The sequence below is a fragment of the Gilvimarinus sp. 1_MG-2023 genome, assembly GCF_030548285.1.
Genome location: NZ_JAUOSC010000221.1, coordinates 1 through 413 on the forward strand (window position 1 = coordinate 1; position 413 = coordinate 413).

At 56.7% G+C, this 413-nt stretch carries 1 protein-coding gene; it reads right to left on the bottom strand.

Features of this window, described 5'->3' with window-relative positions; genetic code table 11:
• Nucleotides 1–413 (bottom strand): hypothetical protein (locus tag Q4563_RS16520; RefSeq protein WP_303605258.1); only part of this gene is annotated, 413 nt, incomplete at both ends.

Genomic DNA, 413 nt, shown 5'->3' on the forward strand with positions numbered 1-413 from the left:
GCTGGGCAAAACCTTCATCCCCCAGCAGGTTGCGGCCCACAGAGGGGGCGTTGATATAGGCGTACCAGAGTTCGGTAAAGGCTTCGTCTTCTTCCGCATCACTTAGGGAAGGGTAGCTGCCAAGGTCGGTGCCTAATGCCCGTTCGGCATCTGCCTGATCCAGACGCCAATAGCCGATGTAGCCCCGGTCGAGCATTTCTTGCCAGTTCAGTGGTTCATATTTGTCCATGATCGGCTGGGTGGCCGCAGCCTGGGCAAAACCTTCCAGCTTGTGCCGGGCGACCTTGAGCGCCGACGATAACACCGTATCGTTGACGATAATGACCGATACCGTGGCTTTGGAGACGCCATCAAAATAGACCACGCCGTCGGTGGCATTACCACCGGCCTTGTTGCTGTCGATAACGATATGC